The sequence below is a fragment of the Bradyrhizobium sp. PMVTL-01 genome (assembly GCF_051861855.1).
Classification (GTDB): Bacteria; Pseudomonadota; Alphaproteobacteria; order Rhizobiales; family Xanthobacteraceae; genus Bradyrhizobium.
The window spans coordinates 5,324,285-5,345,633 of sequence record NZ_CP193982.1; the positions used below are offsets into that span (position 1 = coordinate 5,324,285).

At 64.6% G+C, this 21,349-nt stretch carries 20 protein-coding genes and 1 pseudogene; 11 read left to right on the forward strand and 10 right to left on the reverse strand.

Annotated features, from left to right (window positions below; all coding sequences use genetic code 11):
• Window positions 1–438: 438 nt before the first annotated feature.
• The 3 genes from cimA to cysS all read right to left on the reverse strand — a co-directional run bounded on the left by cimA (window position 439) and on the right by cysS (window position 4,020).
• Window positions 439–2,037: a citramalate synthase gene (cimA, locus tag ACRQ5Q_RS26045; RefSeq protein WP_439374857.1), complete on the reverse strand. Its 1,599-nt coding sequence runs from the start codon at window positions 2,035–2,037 to the stop codon at window positions 439–441.
• Entirely contained in the window at window positions 2,034–2,525 is a 492-nt protein-coding gene (locus tag ACRQ5Q_RS26050) for a GNAT family N-acetyltransferase (protein ID WP_439374856.1), read from the reverse strand. Before ACRQ5Q_RS26050 ends, cimA begins: the two co-directional genes overlap by 4 nt.
• 115 nt (window positions 2,526–2,640) lie before the next feature.
• Window positions 2,641–4,020: a cysteine--tRNA ligase gene (gene cysS, locus ACRQ5Q_RS26055; protein ID WP_439392720.1), complete on the reverse strand. Its 1,380-nt coding sequence runs from the start codon at window positions 4,018–4,020 to the stop codon at window positions 2,641–2,643.
• Between the two features lie 444 nt (window positions 4,021–4,464).
• Between cysS and ACRQ5Q_RS26060 the strand changes: the two genes are divergently transcribed.
• Together ACRQ5Q_RS26060 and ACRQ5Q_RS26065 are read left to right on the forward strand one after the other, a co-directional pair.
• A complete protein-coding gene (locus ACRQ5Q_RS26060; RefSeq protein WP_439392722.1) occupies window positions 4,465–4,770 on the forward strand; it encodes a hypothetical protein in 306 nt (101 codons plus the stop codon).
• Between the two features lie 130 nt (window positions 4,771–4,900).
• Complete coding sequence (locus ACRQ5Q_RS26065; protein ID WP_439392724.1) at window positions 4,901–6,109, forward strand: DUF2865 domain-containing protein; 1,209 nt, start codon at window positions 4,901–4,903, stop codon at window positions 6,107–6,109.
• Window positions 6,110–6,165: 56 nt separating this feature from the next.
• Here ACRQ5Q_RS26065 and ACRQ5Q_RS26070 read toward each other — a convergent pair whose 3' ends face one another.
• A complete protein-coding gene (locus ACRQ5Q_RS26070) occupies window positions 6,166–7,071 on the reverse strand; it encodes a DUF2189 domain-containing protein (protein WP_439392726.1) in 906 nt (301 codons plus the stop codon).
• 532 nt (window positions 7,072–7,603) lie between these two features.
• Between ACRQ5Q_RS26070 and ACRQ5Q_RS26075 the strand changes: the two genes are divergently transcribed.
• From ACRQ5Q_RS26075 to ACRQ5Q_RS26095, 5 genes are all read left to right on the forward strand, one after another.
• Window positions 7,604–8,437 carry a cytochrome c oxidase subunit II gene (locus ACRQ5Q_RS26075; RefSeq protein WP_439374851.1) on the forward strand — a complete coding sequence of 278 codons (834 nt, stop codon included), beginning with the start codon at window positions 7,604–7,606 and terminating at the stop codon, window positions 8,435–8,437.
• Window positions 8,438–8,515: 78 nt separating this feature from the next.
• Window positions 8,516–10,294 carry a cbb3-type cytochrome c oxidase subunit I gene (locus tag ACRQ5Q_RS26080; protein WP_439374850.1) on the forward strand — a complete coding sequence of 593 codons (1,779 nt, stop codon included), beginning with the start codon at window positions 8,516–8,518 and terminating at the stop codon, window positions 10,292–10,294.
• Window positions 10,291–10,995: a cytochrome c oxidase subunit 3 gene (locus tag ACRQ5Q_RS26085; RefSeq protein WP_439374849.1), complete on the forward strand. Its 705-nt coding sequence runs from the start codon at window positions 10,291–10,293 to the stop codon at window positions 10,993–10,995. Before ACRQ5Q_RS26080 ends, ACRQ5Q_RS26085 begins: the two co-directional genes overlap by 4 nt.
• A gap of 14 nt (window positions 10,996–11,009) precedes the next feature.
• Window positions 11,010–11,732, forward strand: a complete 723-nt coding sequence (locus ACRQ5Q_RS26090) for a heme-copper oxidase subunit III family protein (RefSeq protein ID WP_439392728.1) — start codon at window positions 11,010–11,012, stop codon at window positions 11,730–11,732.
• A gap of 9 nt (window positions 11,733–11,741) precedes the next feature.
• Window positions 11,742–12,134: a cytochrome C oxidase subunit IV family protein gene (locus ACRQ5Q_RS26095; protein ID WP_439392730.1), complete on the forward strand. Its 393-nt coding sequence runs from the start codon at window positions 11,742–11,744 to the stop codon at window positions 12,132–12,134.
• Window positions 12,135–12,157: 23 nt separating this feature from the next.
• Here the strand turns inward: ACRQ5Q_RS26095 and ACRQ5Q_RS26100 are convergent, their stop codons facing one another.
• The 3 genes from ACRQ5Q_RS26100 to ACRQ5Q_RS26110 are packed head-to-tail and all read right to left on the reverse strand — an operon-like array spanning window position 12,158 to window position 15,686.
• Entirely contained in the window at window positions 12,158–13,915 is a 1,758-nt protein-coding gene (locus ACRQ5Q_RS26100; protein ID WP_439392732.1) for an NAD+ synthase, read from the reverse strand.
• 24 nt (window positions 13,916–13,939) lie between these two features.
• Entirely contained in the window at window positions 13,940–14,293 is a 354-nt protein-coding gene (locus tag ACRQ5Q_RS26105; protein WP_439374845.1) for a diacylglycerol kinase, read from the reverse strand.
• Window positions 14,294–14,297: 4 nt separating this feature from the next.
• Window positions 14,298–15,686, reverse strand: coding sequence for a class II 3-deoxy-7-phosphoheptulonate synthase (locus ACRQ5Q_RS26110; protein WP_439392734.1), 1,389 nt, complete (start codon window positions 15,684–15,686; stop codon window positions 14,298–14,300).
• A 191-nt stretch (window positions 15,687–15,877) separates the two neighbouring features.
• On the opposite strand from ACRQ5Q_RS26110, the pseudogene ACRQ5Q_RS26115 reads away from it, so the two are divergent.
• Window positions 15,878–16,033: pseudogene (locus tag ACRQ5Q_RS26115) on the forward strand (alpha/beta fold hydrolase); the annotation flags it as partial.
• Between the two features lie 6 nt (window positions 16,034–16,039).
• Here the strand turns inward: ACRQ5Q_RS26115 and ACRQ5Q_RS26120 are convergent.
• Both ACRQ5Q_RS26120 and ACRQ5Q_RS26125 read right to left on the reverse strand, forming a co-directional pair.
• Window positions 16,040–16,303 carry a hypothetical protein gene (locus ACRQ5Q_RS26120; protein WP_439374843.1) on the reverse strand — a complete coding sequence of 88 codons (264 nt, stop codon included), beginning with the start codon at window positions 16,301–16,303 and terminating at the stop codon, window positions 16,040–16,042.
• Window positions 16,304–16,490: 187 nt separating this feature from the next.
• Window positions 16,491–17,975: an aldehyde dehydrogenase family protein gene (locus ACRQ5Q_RS26125; protein ID WP_439399871.1), complete on the reverse strand. Its 1,485-nt coding sequence runs from the start codon at window positions 17,973–17,975 to the stop codon at window positions 16,491–16,493.
• Between the two features lie 112 nt (window positions 17,976–18,087).
• Here ACRQ5Q_RS26125 and ACRQ5Q_RS26130 point away from each other — a divergent pair, with 112 nt between their 5' ends.
• The gene (locus tag ACRQ5Q_RS26130) at window positions 18,088–19,170 is read left to right on the forward strand and encodes a substrate-binding domain-containing protein (RefSeq protein WP_439392736.1); all 1,083 of its coding nucleotides are present in this window, start codon (window positions 18,088–18,090) and stop codon (window positions 19,168–19,170) included.
• Window positions 19,171–19,249: 79 nt separating this feature from the next.
• Complete coding sequence (locus ACRQ5Q_RS26135) at window positions 19,250–19,624, forward strand: winged helix-turn-helix domain-containing protein (RefSeq protein WP_439374841.1); 375 nt, start codon at window positions 19,250–19,252, stop codon at window positions 19,622–19,624.
• Window positions 19,625–19,659: 35 nt separating this feature from the next.
• Here ACRQ5Q_RS26135 and ACRQ5Q_RS26140 read toward each other — a convergent pair whose 3' ends face one another.
• On the reverse strand, window positions 19,660–20,238 hold the full coding sequence (locus ACRQ5Q_RS26140) for a hypothetical protein (RefSeq protein WP_439392738.1): 579 nt from the start codon (window positions 20,236–20,238) through the stop codon (window positions 19,660–19,662).
• 159 nt (window positions 20,239–20,397) lie between these two features.
• Here ACRQ5Q_RS26140 and ACRQ5Q_RS26145 point away from each other — a divergent pair, with 159 nt between their 5' ends.
• Window positions 20,398–21,336: a LysR family transcriptional regulator gene (locus tag ACRQ5Q_RS26145; protein ID WP_439374839.1), complete on the forward strand. Its 939-nt coding sequence runs from the start codon at window positions 20,398–20,400 to the stop codon at window positions 21,334–21,336.
• The last annotated feature ends 13 nt before the right edge of the window (window positions 21,337–21,349 follow it).

Consider the following 21,349-nt stretch of genomic DNA (forward strand, 5'->3'; position numbering starts at 1 on the left):
TCGCCTTCCCGATGCGGACCTTGGGGGCATGTTGCCATCGGTCAGATGCGGGACCTCCCAGGTTCCGACGCGGTCCTTTGCTGCGTGATGGGGTCTTCGACCACGGCAGAGCGTCAGCGCCTCGCATAACGGCGCCGCACATGTTGCCTTCGACGTTGCTTACCGGCTCGGCCTCTGCGAGTTTCTGTCTTTCGCGGCTCAATAGCCCACCCCACAGCATCGTTGTGTACGCTTCGCAGCCGCCGTTGCCGACGGCCACGCAACACTCACTACCGGGCGCTCGCTACCGCTTACCCGGACCGGACTTCCACCGGTTGGACCACGCCAGCTTGCCTGGCGCACAAGCAATCCAGAGTCTTTCCGCGGAGCCAGTCTGGATTGCTTCGCTTCGCTCGCAATGACGGCGTTTGCGGCGCCACCGTCCCCTACGCCGTCATCCTACGCCGGTGCGCCCGATTTCACGAGCTTGTAGATCACCGAATCCATCAGCGCCTGGAACGAGGCGTCGATGATGTTCGGGGACACGCCGACCGTGGTCCAGCGGTCGCCGTTCTCGTCCTCGCTCTCGATCAGCACGCGCGTGACCGCGCCGGTGCCGCCATTGAGGATACGCACGCGGTAATCGATCAGCGTGAGCCCCTCGATGTATTTCTGGTACTTGCCGAGGTCCTTGCGCAAGGCAACGTCGAGCGCGTTGACCGGGCCGTTGCCTTCCGCGGCCGAGATCAGATGCTCGCCCGCGACGTCGACCTTGACGACGGCCAGCGCCACCGTGACGCGCTCGCCGAGCGCGTTGTAGCGCTGCTCGACATTGACGTCGAACTGCTCGACCTCGAAATAATGCGGCACCTTGCCGAGCGTGCGGCGCGCCAAAAGATCGAACGAGGCGTTGGCGGATTCATAGGCGTAGCCCGCCGCTTCGCGCTCCTTCAATTCCTCGACGAGCCGCGTCAGCTTCGGATCGCTCTTCTCATAGGCAATGCCGGCGCGGTCGAGTTCGGCGATGACATTGGAGCGACCGGCCTGATCGGACACCAGCACCTTGCGATGGTTGCCGACCAGCTCCGGCAACACATGCTCATAGGTCTGCGGATCCTTCAGCACGGCGGAGGCATGGATGCCGGTCTTGGTGACGAAGGCGCTCTCGCCGACGTAAGGAGCATGCCGGTTCGGCACGCGGTTCAGCATGTCGTCGAGCGTGCGCGAGACCTTCACGAGCGTCGTCAGCTTCTCGGACGTGACGCCGATGTCGAAAACGTCGGCAAAGCCCTTCTTCAATTTCAGCGTCGGGATCAGCGAGCAGAGATTCGCATTGCCGCAGCGCTCGCCGAGGCCGTTCAGCGTGCCCTGGATCTGCCGCGCGCCCGCGCGCACCGCGGCGAGCGAATTCGCCACCGCCTGCTCGGTGTCGTTATGGGCGTGGATGCCGACGTGATCGCCGGGGATGTGCTTGGTCACGTCGCTGACGATGGCCTCGACCTCATCAGGCATGGTGCCGCCATTGGTGTCGCACAGCACCACCCAGCGCGCGCCGGCTTCATAGGCGGCCTTGGCGCAGCCAAGCGCGAAGCTCGCGTCCTCCTTGTAGCCGTCGAAAAAATGCTCGCAATCGAGCATGACCTCGCGGCCCGCCGCCTTCGCCGCCGCGACGCTGTCGCGGATCGAGGCGAGGTTCTCCTCGTTGGTCGTCTCCAGCGCGACGCGGACCTGATACGCGGAGGATTTTGCGACGAAGCAGATCGCGTCGGCCTTGGCTTCTAGCAAGCCGGCGACGCCGGGATCGTTGGAGACCGAGCGCCCTGCCCGCCGCGTCATGCCGAAGGCGGTGAAGCGCGCGTGCTTGAGCTTCGGCCTGGAGCCGAAGAACTCGGTGTCGAGCGGATTGGCGCCGGGATAGCCGCCCTCGACATAGTCGATGCCGAGATCGTCGAGCATCGCCGCGATGATCCGCTTGTCGGCCAGCGTGAAATCGACGCCGTTGGTCTGCGCGCCATCGCGCAGCGTGGTATCGAACAGATAGAGACGCTCCTTGCTCATGGCACAGCTCCAAGCGTCTTCTTCATGGTGGTGTTGGCGAGCCACTCGTCGTTGATGGTGACGCTGTTGCGCTGCTGCGCGGTGTAGCCGCGCTTGGCGAAGAAGCCTTCCGCAGTGTCGCTGGCATCGACCGTCAGGCTCTTGGCGCCCCGGCCGCCGGCAAGCTTCTCCAGCGCGTCGACCAGCATGGTCGCGATGCCCTGCCCGGCCACGGCCGGATGCACGTAGAGCATGCGGATCTGATCGGTGCCGCGCAGCGAGGCGAAGCCGACGGGCGAGCCCTCGAGCGTCGCGATCAGCGTCAGGTCGGCCGCGAGCTGCTTGCCGAACTCCTCGTCCTCCGCCGCCTCCATCCAGGCCTGCTGCTGCGCCTCGCTGTAGTCGTCGCCGGTCAGCTCCTCGATGCTGGCGGCGAAGATCGCGGCGAGCACCGGCACGTCATCGGGCAGGAAGGGCCTAAGTGCGGGCTTCGGCAAAGTCTGTCCCATCGTCCTCACCACATCCCATAGAGTTTCAGCACGATCGCCACCGCGGCGCCGAGCAGCAGGATCTTCAGCGCGATGTAATAGAGCCAGTGCCGCGGAAAAGGCGTGTCGGGCCGCTTCATCGCGCGACCTCCCAGGTGGTCCCGTCCTTGGAGTCCTTGATCGCAACGCCCATCCCGGCGAGCAGATCGCGGATGCGGTCGGACTCCTTGAAGTCTTTCCGTGCACGCGCGGCCGTTCGTTCCGCGAGCAGGCGTTCGACTTCAGCGGCGTCGACGCCGCTCGCCCGCTGCTTGCGGCTTTCCCATTGCGCGGCACTCTCCGACAGGAAGCCGAGCAGCCGCAACGAGCCCGCCAAGGCAGCGGCTTCGCCGCGCAGGCCGTGCAGCGCCGCGATCGCCAGCGGCGTGTTGAGGTCGTCGAGCAGCGGCTCGACCACGGACGCAGCCGGCTCGCCCGGCACCACGTCGGCGGCGACGCGATACCAGTCGTCGAGCGTCCTGGCGCTCTCCTCCACCGACTTCAAGGTCCAGTCGATCGGCGAGCGGTAATGCGTCTTCAGCATGTTCAGCCGCAGCACCTCGCCCGGCCAGTCCTCGAGCAGCTCGTGGATCGTGATGAAGTTGCCGAGGCTCTTCGACATCTTCTCGCTCTCGACCTGCAGGAAGCCGTTGTGCATCCAGTAGTTCGCCATGCGCTCCTGGTGGAACGCGCAGCAGGTCTGCGCCACCTCGTTCTCGTGATGCGGGAACACGAGATCGATGCCGCCGCCGTGGATGTCGAAGTGCTCGCCGAGATGCTTCCAGGCCATGGCCGAGCACTCGATGTGCCAGCCCGGCCGCCCTTCGGCATTGATGCCGGCCGGCGACGGCCATGATGGCTCGCCCGGCTTGGACGGCTTCCACAGCACGAAGTCGGTGTTGCCCTTCTTGTAGGGCGCGACATCGACGCGGGCGCCGGCAATCATCTCGTCCAGCGAGCGATTGGACAGCGCGCCGTAGCGCGGCAGGCCGGCATTGGCCGCGTTCATCGCCTGCGGCGAGAACAGCACGTGGTCCTCGGCGGCATAGGCAAAGCCGCCGGCAATCAGCTTCTCGATGATCTCGCGCATTTCGGCGATATGCTCGGTCGCGCGCGGCTCGACGCTCGGCCGTAAGCACCCGAGCGCATCGACGTCGGCGTGAAACTGCTTCCCGGTCTCCTCGGTGACCTTGCGGATCGCCTCATTCAGCGGCAGGCCGGGAAAGTCGCGCGCAGCGCGGTCGTTGATCTTGTCGTCGACGTCGGTGATGTTGCGGACATATTTGACGTGCGCCTCGCCATAAGCGTGGCGCAGCAGCCGAAACAACACGTCGAACACGATCACCGGCCGCGCATTGCCGATATGGGCGAAGTCGTAGACGGTCGGCCCGCAGACATACATGCGGACGTTCCTTGGATCGAGCGGCACAAACGGCCGCTTCTCCCTCGTCAACGTATCGTAAAGGCGTAATTCCATATGGACACCTGTCGTAGTGCCGAATGCGATTTGAAGTTCCTGCAGCGATAGCAGCAAACTCGACCAGGAACTTCAAATCGCAAGCGGCACAAAAACTTCATTTCTTTGCAGCGGTCCGGTTCTCGCATTCGCAACCCAATTTGCCGCGACGACATGCGAATGCGAGAACCGGGCCGTTGCGCGGCCGGGCGTCCAGTGCTCTCAATGTGTTTGAGAAAAGACGGCTCCAGCCAGCGAATCGCTAGCTCGTAATCTCGCAAATGATGCAAATGGCGAGGAGACCGTTCATGCGGGAACATATGGGCCACGATGGCCCCTGACGTCAAGGGAGCCGCGGAAATGCCGTTTTCCTCCCGCAATCGCGCCGGCCAGCCGCAATGGTTCCACTCCCCTTAACCTTTTGAGTTTATTAAGAGCGGGCGGTCTCCAGCCCCCGGTACTCCCATGCGATTCCTGTTCGTGCTCGTCTCCTGTGCCTCCCTCCTCGCGGCATCCGGCGCATTCGCCGAGACCCGCGTCTTCATCATTGCCAACCAGGCGGACGGCTACGGCGTCGACAAGTGCCTCGCCAGGGGCGACAAATGCGGGGCGCAGGTCGCGCGCACCTACTGCCAGTCACGGGATTTTGCCCAGGCCTCAAGCTATCGCCGGGTCGATCCCGACGAAATTACCGGCTCTGTCCCCAAAACCGGCGCAAACTGCTCCCATGGCCATTGCGACGAATATGTCGCAATCACCTGCCAGCGCTGAATTCCCTCGGAGCTGGCGGACCTTAGGACCAGCCTTCGGCCCCCTGAAACGACGTGACGATGCCGCAGGAAGCGGCTATTGGAGGGCGCGCTTCGGCCCCCAGATCGTGCCGGGCCGTGACCTCGCTAGAATGGCGGATATGCCTGAATTTTTGTCTCTCTCCCGTGCCCGCTCCCTCCTTGCCTGCACCGTGCTCCTCGGCACCGTCGTGCTCGCCAGTGGCGCTTTCGCGCAGGCCGGCCCGCCGGGCCCGCCGCCTCAGCCCAGCCAGAACGGGCTCGGCCCCAATCCGATGTGCGCAAGGCTGGAAGGCCAGCTCGTCGCGCTCGACCATGGCGGCGGCGGTGGCGATCCCGCGCGCGAAGAGCAGATCCGCCGCTATCAGGATTCCCAGGCCAAGCAACAGGCCGAGCTCGACCGCGTCACCATGCAGGCCAAGCGCATGGGCTGCGACTCCTCCGGCTTCTTCTCGCTGTTCAACGGCCAGCAGGCGCAGTGCGGCCCGGTCAACACCCAGATCCAGCAGATGCGCGCCAATCTGGACCAGATCACCGGCAACCTCGAGCGCCTGCGCGGCGGTGCCGGTGGCTTCAGCCCGGAGCGCGACAACCAGCGCCGCTCGGTGCTGATGGCGCTGGCGCAGAACAATTGCGGCCCGCAATATGCCAACGCCGCGCAGTCGCAGGGCGGCGGCAACTTCCTGAGCAACCTCTTCAACGGCGGCAACAACCCGAACAATCCAAACAATCCGCAAGCCGTGCCGCCCTCGGATCTCGGACCGCCATCCGGCACGTATCGCACCGTGTGCGTGCGCACCTGCGACGGCGCCTATTTCCCGATCTCGTTTGCCACCGTGCCGGCGCGCTTCTCCGACGACGAGAAGACCTGCAAGGCGCTGTGCCCGGCCGCGGAAGCCACGCTCTACACCCACCGCAATCCCGGCGAGGACATGAACTCGGCGGTCTCGATCGGCGGCCAGCCCTACACTGCGCTGCCGACGGCTTTCAAATTCCGCAGCGAGTTCAACCCGTCCTGCTCCTGCAAGGCGGCCGGACAGACTTGGGCCGATGCGCTGAAATCGGCCGACGACAAGGCGACCATCGAGCAGCAGGGCGACATCATCGTCACCGAAGAGAGCGCCAGGAAGATGCAGCAGCAGCGCCTGAACAAGGGCGCGCCGCAGCCTGCCAGCGCCAAGAAGGGCACAGCGCCTGCGCCGACGACGGCCAATGCACCGGCTGCGACAGCACCAGCGGATACGGCCGCGGCTGCGCCGAGTTCGGAGAACAAGCCGATCCGCTCGGTCGGCCCGACCTTTCTGCCGCAGCAGCAGAAGTAGGTCCTAACCGTCATGCGCTGTGAAGACGGCCGCCAAGCGCGGCCGTTTCGCCGTTGCTACTCGCCCTCGCGGCTCCACGGGAAGAGATTAGCCGGAAAGTCCGCTGCGTAGCGCCTTCTCTTCGGGGGCGGCGGCAGCTCGTCCGGTGGATTCGGATTGGGCTCGACCACCCGCCGATAGAGGTGCCAGGTGGCATGACCGAGCACCGGCAGAACGACGGCGAGACCGACGAAGAGCGGCAGCGAGCCGATCACGAGCAGCGCCGCCACGATGAGGCCCCATCCGGCCATCGCAACCGGATTGGTGCCCACGGCCCGGAGCGACGTGCGGATCGCGTCGATCGCAGTCGCATGCCGATCGAGCATCAACGGAAACGACACGACGCTGACGCACAAGGCCACAACCGCAAACAGGAAGCCGACACCGCAACCGACGAGGATGAGCGACCAGCCTTCCGGTGTCGTCAGCACGCGCGTTGCGAAGTCGGGAATGCTTGCAGCCGCCGCGTGACCGAAGATCGCGACATAAATTGCGTTCGCGACACCGATCCAGGCCCCGAACAGGACCAGCAGGAGCACGCCGAGCTCGACCATGGCACCGAACGACGGTGCGCGCAGCACCTTGAACGCATCCGATGCATCGACCTCCTCGCCACGCTCGCGACGACGGCTGAGCTCGTAGAGACCGATCGCGGCGAAGGGCCCGATCAAGGCGAAGCCGGCGGCCAGCGGAAACAGGAGCGGCAGCACCGAATAGCCGAGAACCATCCTGAACAGGACGAGACCGAGAACGGGATAAATCACGCACACGACGATCGCGTGACTCGGCATCGCCTGGAAATCCTCCCAACCCAGGCGCAGCGCCTCGGTCAGGTCCGAAAAGGTGATCTTGCGTATGGGATAGGAGGCCGCTTCGCCGAAGACGTGCCGCCTGATGATGTCGGGGGAGTACAGAGTGGCCATGAACGGACCCTCCCGTGCTGAAAATCGCGATTTCGATAACACGCGCTCTTCAGCCACGCGTGTCCGCCTGACGAGCAGGAAACGCGATGGTCGGGTACGGCAACCCAGGTTCAGCGAACAGAGCCTGGCCGGACGGAACCCGTCGCGACCTGCCTTGCGAGCTTAGCGCGCGCGGGGCACGGCTGCGCTCACGGTTCGGTGAATTGTGCATCAGCACGGATTTGTGCGTTGCATCACCGAGACCCAACATACGCACTTGGTGCGTTGTCGGCTTGCCGGCGACGGCGACCACGCCACGTCGGGGCACCTACTTTGCTCTATTGACGCCGGATTAGGCCGGTATCATTTTAGACGCAGACGCCCTTGGAGTTTGGTCGCGAGCGCTTTCTCTTGATTTCGCGGCCGGTGGAATGGGCGAGGCAAAAGGCCGGCGATGGCATGACTGCCAACCGAGAAAGGCCAGCCATCGCGACAGACATGAGCTCCGCCCCGGATTCGTATCCATAGCCTTCGATGGCAAGGATGGATCAGGATGGCTGTCGCACTGATACTGCTTCTGGTCGCAATCGGCTCGGTGCTGTTTCACATCTACAGCCCGTGGTGGTGGACGCCGATCGCCACGAACTGGGCCTATATCGACCACACCATCAACATCACGTTCTGGATCACGGGCTTCGTCTTCGTCGCAGTCATTGCCTTCATGGCTTACTGCGTCTTCCGCTTTCACCACAAAGAGGGACGACGGGCTGACTACAATCCGGAAAACAAGAGGCTCGAGTGGTGGCTGACTGTCGGGACCGGCGTCGGTGTCGCGGCCATGCTGGCGCCCGGCCTCGTGGTCTGGCACCAGTTCGTGACGGTGCCTGCGGATGCCACCGAAGTCGAGGTCATGGGCCAGCAATGGCAGTGGAGCTTCCGCCTTCCGGGCAAGGATGGGCAGTTGGGCACATCCGACGTCCGCAACATCGCTTCCGACAACCCGATGGGGCTCAATCGTGACGACGCCCACGCGCAGGACGACGTCGTGATCGAGAACGGAGACCTGCATCTTCAAGTGGGAAAGCCGGTCAAGGTTCTGCTCCGCTCGGTCGATGTCCTGCACGATTTCTACGTGCCCGAATTCCGGGCCAAGATGGACATGGTCCCAGGCATGGTGACCTATTTCTGGATAACGCCGATCCGAACCGGGACGTTCGATGTTCTCTGTGCGGAGCTCTGTGGCGCTGCTCACTATCAGATGCGCGCCAAGGTCATCGTCGACGAAGAGCGTGAATATCACGCCTGGCTGGAGCAACAGAAGACGTTCGCCGAATTGTCGCCGGCAAGAGCCGTCGTGAAGGCGACGTACCAATCCGGCGGCAAGTAGCAAGCTGCCGCCGCGAAGCCGAATCGGGTGCATGAGGCCAACCCCTCACCCCCGATGGAAACGACCGAGGAGGTTTCTATGGTCGATATTCCATATGAAGGGATCGCAGGCGTCCCGCCCGCCGAAGTACCCGACGTCGAGCTCTATCATCCGAGGAGCTGGTGGACACGGTATGTCTTCTCGCAGGATGCCAAGGTGATCGCCATTCAGTATTCGTTGACGGCAACCGCCATCGGGCTGGTGGCCCTGGTGCTGTCCTGGCTGATGCGGCTGCAACTGGGATTCCCCGGCACCTTCTCTTTCATCGATGCCAACCAGTACCTCCAGTTCATCACCATGCACGGCATGATCATGGTGATCTATCTGCTCACCGCATTGTTTCTTGGCGGCTTCGGCAACTACCTGATCCCGCTGATGGTCGGCGCCCGGGACATGGTCTTTCCTTATGTGAACATGCTGAGCTACTGGGTCTACCTGCTCGCGGTCCTGGTGCTGGCCTCGACGTTCTTCGTGCCCGGCGGACCCACCGGCGCTGGCTGGACGCTCTACCCGCCGCAGGCAATCCTCTCCGGAACGCCCGGGCAGGACTGGGGCATCATTCTCATGATGTCGTCCCTGATCCTGTTCATCATCGGCTTCACCATGGGCGGGCTGAATTACGTGGTGACCGTGCTCCAGGCGCGCACCCGCGGCATGACCTTGATGCGCCTGCCCCTGACGGTGTGGGGCATCTTCACGGCGACCGTCATGGCGCTCCTGGCGTTCCCTGCCCTCTTCGTTGCCTCGGTCATGCTGCTGCTCGACCGTCTGCTGGGAACCAGCTTCTTCATGCCGTCGCTCGTCGAGATGGGCACGCTGTCGAAATATGGCGGCGGCAGCCCGCTGCTGTTCCAGCACTTGTTCTGGTTCTTCGGCCATCCCGAGGTCTACATCGTCGCCCTCCCCGCCTTCGGCATCGTCTCCGATCTGATCAGCACCCATGCGCGCAAGAACATCTTCGGCTACCGCATGATGGTCTGGGCGATCGTGGGCATCGGCGCGCTCAGCTTCATCGTCTGGGCGCACCACATGTATGTGAGCGGCATGTTCCCGCAATTCGGGTACTTCTTCGCCACCACGACGCTCATCATCGCCATCCCCACCGCGATCAAGGTCTATAACTGGGTGCTGACCTTGTGGCGCGGCGACATTCACCTCAGGGTGCCGATGCTGTTCGCCCTCGGATTCATCATCACCTTCGTGAACGGCGGGCTCACCGGCCTCTTCCTCGGCAACGTCGTCGTGGACGTGCCTCTCTCGGACACCATGTTCGTGGTCGCGCACTTCCACATGGTGATGGGGGTGGCGCCGATCATGGTCGTGCTCGGCGCGATCTATCATTGGTACCCCAAGGTCACGGGGCGGATGCTGAACGAGGCCCTCGGCAAGTTTCACTTCTGGGTCACCTTCCTCGGCGCCTACCTGATCTTCTTCCCGATGCACTATCTCGGACTGCTCGGGGTTCCGCGCCGGTATTTCGAACTCGGAGATACGACGTTTATCCCGTCCTCGGCCCATTCGCTGAACGCCTTCATCTCCGTGGTGGCCTTGACCGTCGGCTTCAGCCAGATGGTGTTCCTGTTCAATCTCGCCTGGAGCCTGTTCAAAGGTGAGCCCTCGGGCGGCAATCCGTGGCGCGCGACGACGCTGGAGTGGCAGACGCCGGAGACGCCTCCAGGACACGGCAACTGGGGCAAGGAGCTCCCGGTCGTGTACCGCTGGGCCTATGATTACAGTGTGCCCGGCGCCGCGGAGGACTTCATTCCGCAGAACCAGCCGCCACGCGCGACGCAGCTCGTTCAGGGAGCTGCTTCGTGAGCGCCATCATCCTGTTCCTGGCTGTGCTTGCGGTGATCGCCGGATGGTGGCTGTCGCAGCAGCGGCTGATGGCCAAGCCTTGGCTGGAGGAAGGCGCGGTCGGCGACTTCCCCGGCGGTGATGCCATGACCTGGCCGGCAGTGAAGGTTGGACTTGGCGTGTTCCTCGCTGTCGCGAGCACATTATTCGTCCTCTTCATCAGTGCCTACTCGATGCGCATGAGCGTGGTGGACTGGCGGCCCCTGCCGGTCCCGCGGCTGCTGTGGGTCAACACGGGCGTGCTGGTCCTGAGCAGTGTCGCGCTGCAATGGTCGTACGTGGCTGCTCGGCGACACGACCCTGAGAGCGTCATGATCGGTCTGCTCGCTGGCGGAGCATCTGCCGTGATCTTCCTCGCCGGACAGCTCCTGGCCTGGCACCAGCTCGGGGCTGCCGGATATTTCGTGGCATCCAATCCGGCGAATGCCTTCTTTTACCTGCTGACCGCGGTTCACGGGCTGCATCTGACCGGCGGCCTGGTGGCCCTGGGCCGCACCTCAGCCAGGATGTGGCGTGGCGCCGAGATCGCCGAGATGCGATTGAGCGTGGAACTGTGCGCCATCTACTGGCATTTCCTGCTGCTGGTCTGGCTCGTCCTGCTCGGTCTTCTCACCGGCTGGACCGATGATTTCGTCGACATCTGCCGCCGGTTGCTGAGCTAGGGAGGCAACACCAGATGGCTGAGACCGTGCTGACAAATTCTGCCCAATCGAGTGCGCGGCTTGAAGGCTGGCGCGGCATCGCCGCCGACTGGGCGTCGGACCAGCGCGCGTTCAAGAACGTGTCCTGGGGCAAGGCCATGATGTGGATCTTCCTCCTCAGCGACACCTTCATCTTCAGTTGCTTCCTGCTCTCCTACATGACGGCGCGCATGTCGACGACCGAGCCGTGGCCGAACCCCAGCGAGGTCTTCGCCCTCAATATCGGGGGCAAGCACATCCCCCTGATCCTGATCGCCATCATGACCTTCGTGCTGATCAGCAGCAGCGGAACAATGGCGATGGCGGTCAATTTCGGCTACCGCCGCGATCGCGTGAGAACCGCAATCCTGATGCTGGTCACTGCGGCCTTCGGCGCAACCTTCGTCGGAATGCAGGCCTTCGAATGGACCAAGCTGATCATGGAGGGCGTTCGGCCCTGGGGTAATCCATGGGGCGCGGCGCAGTTTGGCTCGAGCTTTTTCATGATCACGGGTTTCCACGGCACTCACGTGACGATCGGCGTGATCTTCCTGATCGCGATCGCGCGAAAAGTCTGGCGGGGAGACTTCGATGTCGAGAGGCGCGGTTTCTTCACGAGCCGCAAGGGGTACTACGAGATCGTCGAGATCACGGGCCTGTACTGGCACTTCGTCGATCTCGTGTGGGTCTTCATCTTTGCATTCTTCTACCTTTGGTGAGGTCGGCGCATGACAAACGCGGTGGTACACATGGAAGGCCAGCTCCACGCTCCGGCGCATGGCGCAGTCGCAACGGGAGCCGTTCATGCCACGGGTCAACAGCACCCGATCAAGCTCTACCTCGTGGTCTGGGGCTGGTTGTTCGTCCTCAGCACGTGCTCCTATCTCGTCGACTACTTCGGCCTGCACGGTTATCTGAGGTGGTCTCTGATCCTGCTGTTCATGATATTGAAGGCCGGCCTGATCGTCGCCGTGTTCATGCACATGGCCTGGGAGCGGCTGGCGTTGGCCTATGCCATCCTGCTGCCGCCGATCGCGGTAATGGTATTCGTGTCGATCATGGTGCTCGAATCCGAATACACGCACTTCCTGCGGGTGCTGTTTTTCGCGACCCCGTCATAGGCCGGCCGTCGCTCAGTGGGACTTCAGCCCTCGAACGCGTCGATCGATGCCTTGCTTCCGCGCGAGACCAGCGTCTCGTCCGGGGCCGGCAGCTTCTCACCCCTGTCGCGAAAGCGATTGGTGATGGGATAGCGGCGGTCGCGGCCGAAATTCCTGGGTGTCACCTTCACGCCGGGCGCGGCCTGGCGGCGCTTGTATTCGGCGACGTTGAGCAGATGGTCGATGCGGGTGACCGTGTCGCGGTCGAAGCCGGCGGCGATGATCGCTTCGACCGGCTCCTCGCGCTCGACCAGACGTTCGAGAATGGCATCGAGCACGTCGTAAGGCGGCAATGAATCCTGATCGGTCTGGTTCTCGCGCAGTTCCGCGGTCGGCGGACGCGTGATGATATCGGGCGGGATCACCTCGCCCGCGGGCCCGAGCGCGCCATCCGGCTTCCAGCCGTTACGAAGGCTCGCCAAGCGAAACACCTGCGTCTTGTAGATGTCCTTGATCGGGTTGAAGCCGCCGTTCATGTCGCCATACAGTGTGGCGTAGCCCACCGACATCTCCGACTTGTTGCCTGTCGTCACCACCATCAGGCCGGTCTTGTTGGAGATTGCCATCAGCAGCGTGCCGCGGGTGCGGGCCTGGAGGTTCTCCTCGGTGATATCTGGCGGCAGGTTCTTGAAGATGCCGGACAGGATCGTCTCGAATCCGGTCACGGCTTCCGCGATCGGCAGCACCTCGTAGCGGATGCCGAGATGGCCGGCGAGCTCGCCGGCATCAGCGATCGAGTGTGCCGCCGTGTAGCGATAAGGCAGCATCACGCCGTGCACCTGGTCGGCGCCGAGCGCATCGACGGCGATCGCGGCGCACAGCGCGGAATCGATGCCGCCGGAGATGCCGAGCAGCACGCCCGGAAAACCGTTCTTGCCGACATAGTCGCGCAGGCCCAGCACGCAGGCGGCGTAATCGGCCTTGTCGCCCTCGACCTGCTCCGCGATCGGCCCCGTGCAGCGCCAGTCATCGCCGTTTCGGGTGAAGCGGAGCGTGGTGATATTCTCCTCGAACGCCGGCAGTTGCGCCGCAAGCGAGAGGTCGCCATTGAGTGCGAAGGACGCGCCGTCGAACACCAATTCGTCCTGGCCGCAAACCTGGTTGAGATAGACCAGCGGCAGGCCGCTCTCGGTGACGCGCGCAACCGCGACCGACAGGCGTACGTCGCTCTTGTCGCGGGCGTAAGGCGAGCCGTTCGGCACCAAAATGATCTCGGCGCCGGTCTCCGCCAGCGTCTCGACCACGTTCTCGTAGTCCTCGGACTCCTCGAGCCAGATGTCCTCGCAGATCGGCATGCCGATGCGAACGCCGCGCACCGTGACCGGGCCGGCCGCAGGTCCCCGCGCAAACAGCCGCTTCTCGTCGAACACGCCGTAATTCGGCAGATTGCACTTGAAGCGAAGTGCAGCGATGCGGCCGTCGTCGAGCAGCGCGCAGGCATTGTAGAGCCTGCCGTCCTCGACCCAGGGCGTGCCGATCAGCATGGCCGGCCCGCCGTCGCCGGTCTCGCGCGCGAGCGCTTCGATCGCGACGCGGCAGGCCGCCTGGAACGCCGGCTTCTCCACCAGATCTTCCGGCGGATAGCCGGCGATGAACAATTCCGGGAACAGCACGAGATCGGCACTGTCCGACTTGGCCTGCGCGCGCGCGGCACGCACCTTCGTGGCATTGCCCTCGATGTCGCCCACGGTCGGATTGAGCTGGGCGAGCGTGACCGCGAATGCGTTGAGACGTTCGGTCATGGCGCCCTTTTCCGCTTCCAGTGGCTAGACGAAACCCAACCGCTCGACGATGGCGAAGATCCAGAACGCGCCCGCCATCAGCAGCGCCACGCCGACGGCCGCCGAGCCCATGTCCTTGACGCGCCCGATCTGCTTGTCATGGTCCATGGTCAGGCGGTCGGCGAGCTTCTCGATCGCGGTGTTGAGCAGCTCGACCGTCAGCACGAACGCGACCGCACAGATCAGCTCGACCGCGCGCATCACTGTCGCGCCGATGAACCAGGCCAGCGGCAGCGACAGGAGCAGCGCAAATATCTCCTCGCGGATGGCCTGCTCCGAACGGAACGCAAAAGCCAGACCGTTGCGGGAATTGATCGTGGCCTTCCAGATTCGCAGCAAGGTCCTAGAGCCCCGCTGCGGCCGGCATCGGCTTGGTCTTGCCGGCGCGTTCCTGCTTCAGCAGCTCGGCGACCAGGAAGGCCATGTCGATGGATTGCTCGGCGTTGAGGCGCGGATCGCAGACCGTGTGGTAGCGGTCGTTGAGATCCTCGTCCGTGATCGCGCGGGCGCCGCCGAGGCATTCGGTGACGTCCTTGCCGGTCATCTCCAGATGCACGCCGCCGGCATGGGTGCCTTCGTCGGCGTGGATCGCGAAGAACGACTTTACCTCGGACAGGATGCGGTCGAACGGCCGCGTCTTGTAGCCCGACGTCGACGTGATGGTGTTGCCGTGCATGGGATCACACGACCAGACCACCACCTTGCCCTCGCGCTGCACGGCGCGGATCATGTTCGGCAGATGCTCGCCGACCTTGTCGGAGCCGAAGCGGCCGATCAGCGTCAACCGGCCGGGCTCGTTGTCGGGGTTGAGCACGTCGATCAGCTTCAACAGCTCGTCGGGCTTCAGCGACGGGCCGCATTTGAGCCCGATCGGATTCTTGATGCCGCGGAAATATTCGACATGGCCGTGATCGAGCTGGCGGGTGCGGTCGCCGATCCAGATCATGTGGCCCGAAGTTGCATACCAGTCGCCGGTGGTGGAATCGACGCGCGTCATGGCCTGCTCGTAGCCGAGCAGCAGCGCCTCGTGGCTGGTGTAGAAATCGGTCGAGCGGAGCTCGGGATGGGCCTCGAGATCGAGGCCGCACGCGCGCATGAAATTTAGAGCCTCCGAGATGCGGTCAGCCAATTCCTTGTAGCGGCGGGACTGCGGACTATCCTTGAGGAAGCCGAGCATCCATTGATGCACGCTGCCGAGATTGGCGTAGCCGCCGGTGGCGAAGGCGCGCAGCAGGTTCAGCGTCGCGGCCGACTGGCGATAGGCCATCAGCTGGCGCTGTGGATCCGGCACGCGCGCTTCCTTGGTGAAGGCGATGTCGTTGACGATGTCGCCGCGATAGCTCGGCAGTTCGACACCGTTCACCTTCTCGGTCGGCGAGGACCGCGGCTTTGCGAACTGGCCGGCGATGCGGCCGACCTTCACCACGGGAACGGCGCCGGCGTAGGTCAGCACCACCGCCATCTGCAGCAGCACGCGGAAGAAGTCGCGGATGTTGTTGGCGCCGTGCTCGGCAAAGCTCTCGGCGCAGTCGCCGCCCTGGAGCAGGAAGGCCTCCCCGGCCGCAACCCGGCCCAGCGCCTTCTTCAGATTGCGCGCCTCGCCCGCGAATACCAGCGGCGGAAAGGTCGCAAGCTGCGCCTCGACGTCGGCCAGGGCCTTGGCGTCGGGATAGTCGGGCACCTGTAGCACCGGCTTGCTGCGCCAGGACTCGGGCGTCCACCGCTCGGACATCGCAATCTCTCCGTGAAGCAAAAAGCACAACCTGATCTAGGGGTTGCGAGGGCCGCCTTATACACAGCCTGGCACGACATCGCCAGTTGTAAATCCGTTTCGCATTGCAAACCCTTGCGGCCAAAGCCGAATTCGCACTTGCTGGGGGAGCGAGGAAACCGGCAAGACATCTTCCGTCGATGGACGCGGCACTGCTCACAGGCGGATTCACCGCGATCAAGCCGGAGGTATTGACGGTGAAACCGTCCGACGTCGGCGCGAAAGCCATCGGCCATTTCGGCTTCTTCGGCCCCGCGCACCGCGACACGCTATGGCGCGGCCTCGCGGATTGGCTCCAGGGCGGCTGAGCTGCTTCAGCGAATGATCGTGGTCAGCGACGAGTAGCGCCTGTTCGGCTTGGCATCGCCCGGCGCAAATTGCGCGAACGCGTCGCTGACGCGGACCGCCGGCGGCGTGTCGCTCGCGAACCGAAACTCCTTCGGCTTGGGTGCGTAGAAGCTGGCGCTGTAATAGGCGTCGTCGAATCGCGCCTCGCCGACGCCGAACACTGCGTCGCAGGCGAACAGGAGCGCGTACACTCCCGCAACCGCCACGACGATCTCCCTGAAGACTGACATGATGATGCCCTGCCCTTTTGCGGGCAGGATGCAGGTCGGTTCCAAAGTTCTGGTTTAAGGCGCCAGGCTTCTTGTCGAGAGGGTTTGCGGCCGCTGAGCCGGATGCAGACAATTTTATCGATCTTGAAAAAAGAGCCCGCCTGACCGGACGATCAGGCGGGCCCAGGATTGGCCGATCGGGAGGTACTCAGACGGCCAGATGCATCCAGACAGCCTTGGGCTCGGTGAAATTGTCGAGCGCGGCGGTGCCGTGCTCGCGGCCGAGGCCGGAATCGCGCTCGCCGCCCCAGGGCAAGCGCACGTCGGTGTAACCATAAGTGTTCATCCAGACCGTGCCTGCGCGCGCCCGCTTGGCGAAGCGCTGCAGCTTGCCGATGTCGCGGCTCCAGACGCCCGCGGCGAGGCTGTAGGCCGTGCCGTTAGCGATCCTGAGCGCATCGGTCTCGTCCCTGAACTTGATGACGCTGACGACGGGTCCGAATATCTCCTCCTGCGAGATCCGCATCTCGTGCGCGACATCCGCGAACACCGTCGGGCTGACGAAGTAGCCGCGTTCGCCGACCCGCGTGCCGCCGGTGACGAGGCTCGCGCCCTCCCGCTGGCCGATATCGACATAGTCGAGAATCGACTTCATCTGCTTCTCGGAGATGACGGGGCCGAGCGCCGTCTTGCGGTCGAGCGGATCGCCGATCCTGAGCGATTTGGCGCGCGCAGCCAGTCGCTCGACGACCTCGTCATAGGCCTTCTCCTGCACCAGCACGCGAGAGCCGGCCGAGCAGACCTGGCCGGCATTGAAGAAGATGCCGGAGGCCGCCGCCTTGCTCGCTGCTTCGAGGTCGGCATCGTCGAAAATGACATTGGCCGATTTGCCGCCGAGCTCGAGCGAGACGCGCTTGAAGTTGCCGGCCGCGCCTTTCATGATTCCGCGCCCCACACCGGGCGAGCCGGTGAAGGTGACCTTGTCGACATCGGGATGATTGACCAGCGCGTCGCCGACGACGCGGCCGGGGCCGGTTACGACGTTGAACACGCCCGCCGGCAGCCCGGCTTCGAGTGCAAGCTCGGCGATGCGCAGCGCCGAGAGCGAGGTCAGCTCGGCCGGCTTCATCACGATGGTACAGCCGCAGGCGAGCGCCGGCGCCAGCTTCCACATCCCGATCATCAGCGGGAAATTCCACGGCACGATCGCCGCGACTACGCCGACCGGCTCGCGCATGGTGTAAGTCAGCGCGTCTTCCCGCACCGGCACGACGTCGCCGCTGATCTTGTCGGCCCAGCCGGCGTAATAGATCAGCGTGTCGACGGCCGCCGGAAAGTCCTGGCGCATCGTCGCGGCGATGGGCTTGCCGGCATCAATCGATTCGAGCTCGATGATGTCTTCGGCGTGTGCCTTGAGCAGATCCGCCCAGCGCAGCAGGATTTGCCCGCGTTCGGAGGCGCGCATCGTGCGCCACGGGCCTTCCAAGGCCCTGCGCGCCGCGGCCACAGCATGCTCGACATCGGCCTCGCCACCCTCCGCGACGGTGGCGATGACCTGCCCGGTGGCCGGATTGAGGGATTTGAAGGTGCTGCCGGAGCTGGCGGGGACGCGGCGGCCGTCGATGAGCAGATGCTGTGGCCGGGCCATGAACTCGGTGGCCGGCGAATGTGCGAAGTCATATGCAACCGACATCATATTTCCTCCTGTTCTGGTATGCCAGAATAGGCGCATGTTGGCGGGAGTAAATATGATATGATCTGCAGATGGACGCCGAATATATGAAGCCTGGTTCATAAGGAAGCCAATGCTCCAGATCGAGATCGAGGCTGTCTGGCGGTTTCGCCGGGAGGGCAGCCCGCGCACCGTCGCCGTCATGCTCGGCGTGCTCAACGAAATCCGGAAGACCGGCAAGATCACCAGCGCCGCCAGCGACGCGCACCTCTCCTATCGCCATGTCTGGAATCTGATCGAGCAATGGTCCGAGTTCTTCGGAACTCCCCTTGTGGAAACCCAGCGCGGCAGGGGCTCGAAACTCACGCCGTTCGGCGAGCGGCTGGTGTGGGCCGGCGAGCGCATGCAGGCACGGCTCGGGCCACAGCTCGAAAACCTGGCGCAGGAGCTCGCCAGCGAGATCAAGCCGTTCCTCGAGCAGCGCCCCTCCGTGATCCGGGTCCATGCCAGCCACGGCTTTGCGGTCGCGAAGCTGCGCGAGTTCCTCGATCGCGAGCCCGGCATTGGCGTCGATCTCCGCTACGTCAGCAACCAGCACTCGCTGGTCTCGCTGGCGCAAGGCGCCTGTGACCTCTCCGGCCTGCATCTGCCGCACGGCGCGCTGCGCGCCCAGGGCATCAAGGCTGCGCGCGAATGGCTCGATCCGCGCGAGGACCGCATCATCAGCTTCGTCACGCGCGAGATGGGCCTGATGGTCGCCCGCGGCAATCCGCTGCGCATCGCGTCGCTTCACGACCTCACCAAGCCGAACGTCCGCTTCGTCAACCGCGACCATGATTCCGGCACGCGGCTCTTGTTCGACCAGTTGCTCGCCGCAAACGGCATCGACGAAAGCAGGATCAACGGCGCGCAGCAGATCGAGTTCACCCACGCCGCCGTCGCGGCCTATGTCGCCAGCGGCATGGCGGATGCATGCTTCGGCGTCGAGGCGGCCGCGCGACAGTTCGGCCTCGACTTCATCCGCCTCCTCACAGAGGACTACTTCTTCGTCTGCAAGCGCGCCTTCCTCGATACCGCCCCGATGCAGCGCATCCTCGAGATCATCCGCAGCGCCGATTTCCGCGCCGCCGTCGCCACCCTGCCCGGCTACGTGCCGTCGGATACGGGCACCGTGACCGGCGTGAAGGCGTTCCTGGAGATGCACGCCGTGAGGTGATGACGGGCCGCGCGCTCACCTTGTCCACCGCAGGCAGGAGTGGCAATCTCGGTTGCGAATTGATCCAAGAGTCCTCGTCATGCCGCGCGCCAGCGCCAAACCGCTTCCCCAATTGAGCCTTCGCATCGACCTCGACAACGAGGACCGGATCGGCCCCGGCAAGATCGAGCTGCTCGAGCAGATTCGCGACCAAGGCTCGATCTCGGCGGCGGGCCGGGCCATGGACATGTCCTACAAGCGCGCCTGGGACCTCGTCGACGAGATCAAGCGCATCTGCGGGCATGCCGTGGTCGAGCCGCAGGCCGGCGGCAAGAACGGCGGCGGCGCGATGCTCACGCCATTCGGCGAGAAGCTCGTCGCGCGCTACCGCAAGATCGAGCGCGACGCCGCGCGCGCGGTCCACAGGGAGCTGGAGGCGTTGAGGAGCGACCTCTCGCGTTCGCGGAAGTCGTAACGCGTCCAACCGGAACATCTCGAACCAGCGGCCGCTCACATCAGCGGCTCGTCCTTCAGCGCCGATATCACCTGCTCGCCGCGCTCGGTCAGGCGATAGGTCACCAGCGGCCGGCTCGACGGCGGCTTGCGATCGATCTCGACGATGTAGCCGCGCACCATCAGCGCTTCGAAGCTGCCGTAATAGCCGAACATGCTGATCTGGTTCTGCTTGAGCAGCTTGAACTCGCGCAGCAGGCGGATCTCGTTGCCCGAGAGCAGCGAGCGGCGCACACGCTGCACGAATCGCGCGCGCTGCTCGAACCAGGCCTGATCGGGCAATTCACGCGCGGCCGGCGCCGGATCGCGCTCGCAAGGGAGCGCCTCCGGCGCGGCATCGGCCATCACCTGCGGCAGGCACGGCATGCTGCTGGCGACGGCTTCCCTCGCGACATCGAGCAAGGCGATTGGCCAGCGCCGCTTGTTGTCCACCATGACCGGCGGCGGCACGACGTTGTCGCGCACCAATTGCTCGAAGCGCCCGGCGGTCACGCCGACATAGGCGGCTGCCCGACGCCGATCGACCAGACGGGTGTCCGGCCCGGGCTCCAGCTCGCAAGCGATGTTCTCGTTCACCCCGATCCCCTGACGTGCCGTTGCGGAAGGCCGGCGGCCTCCCGAATGGGCGGCCGAACCGGCGGCGAACCTAGGGACGAGCAGCGCTCTCGAAAAGCAGAGAATTTCGTACATGTTGCTGCCGTTTCGGCAACGGCTATAGTTGGACCCGGGGGGCCCATGCGCTTTCACTCACCGTCCATCCAGTACTTCCACGCCGTCCGCCGCACCGGCTCGATCCGCGCCGCGGCACGGGTCCTGAACGTTGCCTCCTCGGCCGTCAGCCGCCAGATTCTCAAGCTGGAGCAAGAGGTTGGATCACCCCTGTTCGAGCGCAATGCACGCGGCCTGACGCTGACGACGGTCGGCGAGATGCTGGCCCGGCATGTCATGAACGTGCTCCAGGACCTCGACCGCTTCCGCTCGGACGTCGCGTCCCTGTCCGGCGCCTGGAGCGGCACCGTGAGCATCGCCTGCATCGAATCGCTGACGGAATCCGTGCTGCCGGACCTGATCGCGGCCCACCGCGGCCGCGCCCGCCGCGTCAGCTTCGCCACCGAGGTGAAGGGATCGTCGGACGTGCTGGAGTCCTTGAGCCGGGGCGAAGCCGACATCGGCATCGCCATGGCACTCCGCCACCCGCCCGATCTGCGGCAGGTTGCCTTGAAGCGGTTTCGTCTCGGCGCCGTGGTCGCACGCGAGCATCCGCTGGCGCGCCGCAAGACGGTGACGCTGGAGCAATGCCTCGCCTTCCCCGTCATCAACGCGCTGCCCGAGCTGTCGATCTATCATCTGCTGCAGCCGCTGATCGCGCAGCTCTCGGACACGCCGGAGCCGGCGATCCAGGCCAACTCGATCGACCTGATGCGCGAGCTCGCCGCGCGCGGTGTCGGCGTCGCCTTCCAGACCCAGCTCGGCATCAACAGGCTGTCGCGCGACGGCCAGCTCGTCTTCCTGCCGCTCGACAATGCCGGCAGCCCGGTCTGGTCCGATCTCGGCATCTATGTCCGTGCCGAGCGGACGCTACCCGCCTACACCGAATCCTTCCTTCAGGAGCTGGTGCGCGAACTGGGCGAGCGCGAGCGGCGCGAGAACGCGGCCCATCCTCAAACGCCGTGACGTCCGGTCGGGT